Consider the following 5,838-nt stretch of genomic DNA (forward strand, 5'->3'; position numbering starts at 1 on the left):
TTTCAGTTCACCATGATTTATTTTAGAAAAGTCGAGCACTTCGTTAATTATATTTAACAAAATATCTGCACTTCGTAATGCAACTTTGAGTTTTTCTTCTCGTTTTTGCTCTGACTTTTCATAGAGTAAAGTCGTTAGCATGCCTGTAATGCCATTTAACGGCGTGCGCAGTTCATGGCTAATCTTAGCCAGCAAGATACTTCGGTCTTCAAGAGTTCGCACAGCATCCGCTTTTTGCTTTTTAAGCTCCTCACGAAGTAGCACCTCTTTCGTTACATCTTGAAAAGTACCTATTAAACGAACACATTGCCCGTTTTCAAATTCCGCTTCGCCATAGGTTGAAACCCATACAGGATTCCCTTTCGCTGTAATAAGCTGAATTTCAATATTCCAATCTTTACCATGCTCAATTGCTTCTTGGACTACTTGTTGTATTGCATCACGACTTTCACCTTCTTTATAAAATTCAATAGCCGTTTCAAGGTTTGGAGAATAATCTGCAGGGACTTCATGGATTGCTTTAGTTTGTTTACTCCAGTAGAGCTTATTTTCTAGCAAGTCGAGTTCCCAAGACCCTATACGAGCAACTTCTTCGACTTGCGCGAGCATATAGTTCTTTTTAACTAATCTCTCAGATGAGGCATTACGTGCTAATTCGTTACCTAACCATTGAGCAAATAACTCTACATAATCGTGAGACTCTTCACTAAAAGGTTTTGATACTTTAGGCGCTGAGAAGTTAACTGTGCCGAAAACACTTTTGCCAACAAAAATAGGTGCGCCAATGTAAGATTCTAGTTGAAAGTTTACATAACAAGGGTGCTGTGCAATCCGACTATTTGAGGCATGATGAAATGAAAGCGCTTTATTAGCTTCTAAAGTGTGAGCACAATAGGTACCTTCCAGATCGAATTGCGTACCAACCGGGATTGCATTATCAGGCGCCACCACATGAATGACCGTATAGAGCTTGTCATCAACTTGACTCACAATCGCAAATTCGAGATCAAATACCTCTAAACCAAATTCTAGTAACTTGATTACTTTGTCGGAAAAATCAATTTCTTGATTAGATACTATATCGTGGAATTGGCGCAGAAAGTTCACAGTCACTCCTTGTCACTTAAAACTGCATCTAGTTCAAGTTAGCATATCAATAAATTACTGAGCGTACACTTAAAACAGGCTAAAGAACCAAATTTCATTAAAAACATCATGAGATAGCATTAAAACAGACGTTTCTTGTTGATATATTGGCAAAGTTCGATGATTGGTCAATACTTTTCAACTAAGAGCTAATAATTTTAGGTTACTACTATTTTAATGTCGCTGAGAGCTAAATTTATCCTTCTACTTTCCTCTATTTTTTTAGTGGTGGTAGCCAATACCTTCATTATCTATGTATTAGATAAGCAAGGTCAGGCTAAGCTTGAGGCGGTGATCCATACTCATGATGCTCTCGATGAATCTGAAAAGCTCTACAATCAAATAACGAACGCAGAAACTGGGCAACGTGGTTATTTATTAACTCAAGACCTCAACTATTTAGAACCCTACTACACAGCACTTGAACAAGTTAAACAACATTTTTTGACTATCAATAAGCTAACGCTAAATAACCCCGAACAACAAGACACTCTTACTGAAATTGATGAGCTGGTCGACAAAAAATTAGCAGAGTTAGCATTAACTGTCACACTTGTAATGCAGGGCACGCCATATGCCCTCGAAGAAGCTAAAGCGGTTGTGTTAACGAATGAGGGTAAAAAGTATATGGACCAGATCCGCGAGCATATTTTACTGTTTCAAAATACTGAGCTTGCCAAGTTAGAACAGCAAAATGCTGACTACCAAAAAAACAGACTATTTATTACTCGCTTCGTAACTTTGCAAATACCATTAATGCTCATCTTGTTAGTTTTTTGCGCTTTTTATATCAATGCAAAGCTTTTTAAACCTCTAAAGTTATTAATTCAAAACACTGATCAACTAGAAAAAGGCGAAAAACCAAAAACGTTGACGATTAGTAGCCATGATGAAATTGGCTATGTGTTAAAACGCTTTGCACGCATGAGTGACATCGTTTATGAGCGAACGAGTAAGTTAAATTTTCAAGCTAGTCATGATCATCTAACAGGCGTTTTAAATCGCACAGAGTTAAAGCCAGCATTGAAGCAAGCCATTACTACTTGCTCTGAAGACAATAAACTGGCTGTTATATTTATAGATATAAATAAATTTAAACAACTCAATGATGAATACGGCCATTTAATTGGTGACCAAGTTCTTATTGAAACCGCAAAACGGATTACGTCATCAGTTAGAGCCGATGATGATGTGTATCGTTATGGGGGAGATGAATTCGTCATAATTACACATAATATCGTTAAATACAGACACATTAATGCCATGAGCACGCATCTATTGGCACGTTTTGATAACCCATTTGTATTTGAACAGCTCACATTAAATATTTCATTAAGTATTGGGGTAGCCCTTGCTCCAGATCACAGCCTAGATCACCAAGAATTGCTGAGATTAGCTGACCAAGCAATGTATCACGCTAAACATGAGTTAAAAAATAGCTATCATATTTACAACAACCACAATCAAGAAGACTAATCTAAATTACTGCTTTATACGTATATATTTGCAAAAATCACCATCACTATGTATAAAAAATACACACAGATATTAATTAAGGCAGCACTATGCATATTTTATTAACAGGTGGAACGGGCCTTATTGGTAGACATTTGTGCCCTTTTTTATTGAATCACCACAAGGTTACTGTGCTAACACGCAACCCTATTCAAGCCGCGGTCATACTGACTCATCAAGTACATACTGTTAAGTCACTCGATGAAGTTAACTTTGAAGAGATTGACGCTGTCATTAACCTAGCAGGTGAACCAATAGTCAACAAACGTTGGAGCGAGTCGCAAAAACGAACTTTACTGAATAGCCGAATTAATCTTACTTTACAGATATCTAAAGCAATTAGCCGTTGTGAGTCGCCGCCTCATACCTTTATTTCTGGCAGTGCGATTGGCTTTTATGGTCGCCAAGAAAACCAGCCAATTGATGAAAGCTTTAATGATATTTATCCTGAATTTAGCCATGTTCTTTGCCGTGATTGGGAGCATGCAGCGACGAAAGCACAATCTGACCAAACTCGAGTATGCCTACTTCGTACAGGTATCGTATTAGCTAAGCAAGGTGGTGCTTTGGGTAAAATGCTGCCTGCTTTTAAATTTGGCTTGGGTGGACCAGTAGGTCATGGTCAACAAGGAATGTCGTGGATCCACATTGACGACATGATCCAACTCATCCTTTTTGTGCTTTCACATCAAGAGATACACGGGCCTGTCAATGCCACTGCGCCAAACCCTGTTGATAATAATGAATTTAGTCAAACACTCGCGAGTGTGATTTCGCGACCTGCCATGCTACGTATGCCTAGCTGGGTTTTAAAATTGATGATGGGAGAAATGTCTGATCTTCTGCTTCATGGTCAATTTGTGCTTCCGAATAAACTACTTAGTCACAATTACCGCTTCCACTATCCAACATTGCAGCCGGCATTAGAAAGCCTGAAATTATAGTTACAATGTACGGGTTGCTAATACTCAACTAATACATAATAATTAAATAGATTTTAGTCGAGTGATTCTTCAGGGAAAGTCATGATGCATTTACCCACCATAATCAGCATATCAATTTTATTGAATGTGATTATTGGGTCGTTCTTATTGTCTTTGTATTTTTTAAGACAACAATCAAGTTATTTATATTGGGGTAGCTCGTGTCTCATATTTGTAGGCGCACAAATAGCAGCTTCTCTGCGTATTTTTATCGACCTTACTCTAATTACACATTATCTAGCTGATTTACTGATAATTTCAGCTCCCTTAGCAGCCATACTAGGTATTCATGCTTACAGTCAATCAGACAAAAAATGTCAAAATAAATGTGCATATGTGTTAGTTGCAGCTGCAGTAATATTACTCCTTGTTTATGATTCACCATTTAGCCAGTTATTCACAACAGCCATAATTGCAGCATGTTTTAGCTATGCAGCTTTCGCGCTAAGGAAGTTGCATGTTAAACGCATCATGCATTTAGTATTACTCAAGTTGTGTTTCGTCATTCACGCTTTGATTATGGTAACCCAGTTTTCACTACTACTTAGTGATTACCTAGGTTTGTTGCAAACAGACTTGAAACAAATATTAGCTGTTATTCTCATAAGCCATATTGTTATTACCACACTAACCGCCATGATCTGGCCATTAATGATGTTCTTAGAGCATGAGCAGGCACTGAGTGACCTTGCTAATCGTGATTCGCTAACAGGTCTATTGAATCGTCGAGCGTTTATTAGCGTTAGTAACAATTATTTAGAACAAGCAAACAACAACCTAACAAAACTTTGCGCTTTGATGATAGATATCGATTTCTTCAAGAGAGTTAATGATCAGCATGGCCACGAAACGGGTGATGAAGCACTTAAGTGGGTTGCTAAAAAGATTAAAAGCCAGCTACGTGAGCACGATTTAGTGGCTAGGATTGGCGGTGAAGAGTTTGCAGTGATACTACCCAATACTAGCCAAGCTCAAGGAGAAATCTTATCAGAGCGAATTCGTTTAGCCATTCATAATGATAGCTTTGTGCACAATGACCATGAAATAAACCTGTCTATCAGTATCGGCATCATCACCCATAAATCGGGCACAAATAATGTTAACGAGTTACTGGCAGAAGCCGACAAAGGCTTATACAAAGCAAAATTAAATGGCCGTAATCAGGTTGTGACCATGGCATTTTAACGCAACAACTTGTTAGTTTAATTTAAACTCTCATTTAACTGACTTAGCTCATTGGTCACCCACTGTTTATCTAAGCATTGCTCTAAGTTCAGTTGGGCAAATTTTAAAAAGTTGCGCGCCGCATGTGATAAATGGCGATCGGTGCGCACCACAAAATACCAATGGCTGGCCAAATTCACATCTTCAACATTTAGCATGCAAAAACTCGTATCGTGAGGTGGCAGTACATGGCGCGAAACCACCCCCAGCCCCATTCCTGAGCCAACAGCAACACGAATAGCCTCGTTACTCGCCATTTGCACTGTGTTGCTAAGGACAAAACCTCTGCTTTGCAGTTCACTCTCAAACAGCATTCGCGTAGCTGAACCTGGCTCGCGAAGTAAAAAACGTTCACTCACTAAGTCATGTAAAGTTACATGACTTTTACTCGCAAGCTTATGGTTATTTGCCGCAATAAATACAAGAGGATTTTGTAAAAACCGCCCCGCTTTTGCGTGTTCTAACGAAGGGGGATGACTAAATACATAAATATCGTCTTCGCCTCTTTCAAACCGGGCAAGCACCTCAGCACGATTACCAATTTCTAGTGGCAATTCAACATGCGGATGTAAATTACTATACGGACCAAGTAACTTAGGCAAAATATATTGTGCAGTGTTAACCATGGCTATTTTACAGCGCCCGCGCTCTCCACCTCTAAGCTCAGCTAAGTAATCTTGATAATCATCAAAATGACCAAACACCTGCTGACATGTTTGAAACAACGCAAAACCTGCTTCTGTAACATGTATACGCTGCTGGTTAACCATCACTAATGGCTCATTAACTGTTTCTTGTAAGCGTTTAATTTGTTGCGAAACCGTTGGTTGCGTTAAGTGTAACTGCCTTGCTGTTTCACTGATAGAGCGCGTTTTTACCACACACATAAACACTTCTAGTAAGCGAAAAGAAATATGTCTTAAGTCCATAAAACCCAACCCATAGATTATTATCTATAAGATACTATCAC

5 protein-coding genes are annotated in these 5,838 nt (G+C 38.7%); 3 read left to right on the forward strand and 2 right to left on the reverse strand.

Features of this window, described 5'->3' with window-relative positions; genetic code table 11:
- On the reverse strand, nucleotides 1–1,107 hold a 1,107-nt coding region (locus L1D51_RS20110; RefSeq protein ID WP_239964630.1), incomplete at its 3' end, for a histidine kinase dimerization/phospho-acceptor domain-containing protein.
- 216 nt (nucleotides 1,108–1,323) lie between these two features.
- Between L1D51_RS20110 and L1D51_RS20115 the strand changes: the two genes are divergently transcribed.
- The 3 genes from L1D51_RS20115 to L1D51_RS20125 all read left to right on the forward strand — a co-directional run bounded on the left by L1D51_RS20115 (nucleotide 1,324) and on the right by L1D51_RS20125 (nucleotide 4,829).
- Entirely contained in the window at nucleotides 1,324–2,622 is a 1,299-nt protein-coding gene (locus L1D51_RS20115) for a diguanylate cyclase domain-containing protein (protein WP_239964632.1), read from the forward strand.
- Nucleotides 2,623–2,711: 89 nt separating this feature from the next.
- Complete coding sequence (locus tag L1D51_RS20120; protein ID WP_055196754.1) at nucleotides 2,712–3,605, forward strand: TIGR01777 family oxidoreductase; 894 nt, start codon at nucleotides 2,712–2,714, stop codon at nucleotides 3,603–3,605.
- A gap of 558 nt (nucleotides 3,606–4,163) precedes the next feature.
- On the forward strand, nucleotides 4,164–4,829 hold the full coding sequence (locus tag L1D51_RS20125; protein ID WP_239964634.1) for a GGDEF domain-containing protein: 666 nt from the start codon (nucleotides 4,164–4,166) through the stop codon (nucleotides 4,827–4,829).
- A 17-nt stretch (nucleotides 4,830–4,846) separates the two neighbouring features.
- On the opposite strand, the gene L1D51_RS20130 is transcribed toward L1D51_RS20125, so the two are convergent.
- The gene (locus L1D51_RS20130) at nucleotides 4,847–5,797 is read right to left on the reverse strand and encodes a LysR family transcriptional regulator (RefSeq protein ID WP_054561674.1); all 951 of its coding nucleotides are present in this window, start codon (nucleotides 5,795–5,797) and stop codon (nucleotides 4,847–4,849) included.
- Nucleotides 5,798–5,838: the final 41 nt, after the last annotated feature.

This window comes from Pseudoalteromonas shioyasakiensis (genome assembly GCF_022398475.1).
Classification (GTDB): Bacteria; Pseudomonadota; Gammaproteobacteria; order Enterobacterales; family Alteromonadaceae; genus Pseudoalteromonas.

Coding starts and splice junctions, on each gene's coding strand:
- L1D51_RS20115 (WP_239964632.1), top strand. CDS start 1,324: ATGTCGCTGAGAGCTAAATTTATCCTTCTACTTTCCTCTATTTTTTTA.
- L1D51_RS20120 (WP_055196754.1), top strand. CDS start 2,712: ATGCATATTTTATTAACAGGTGGAACGGGCCTTATTGGTAGACATTTG.
- L1D51_RS20125 (WP_239964634.1), top strand. CDS start 4,164: ATGGTAACCCAGTTTTCACTACTACTTAGTGATTACCTAGGTTTGTTG.
- L1D51_RS20130 (WP_054561674.1), bottom strand. CDS start 5,797: ATGGACTTAAGACATATTTCTTTTCGCTTACTAGAAGTGTTTATGTGT.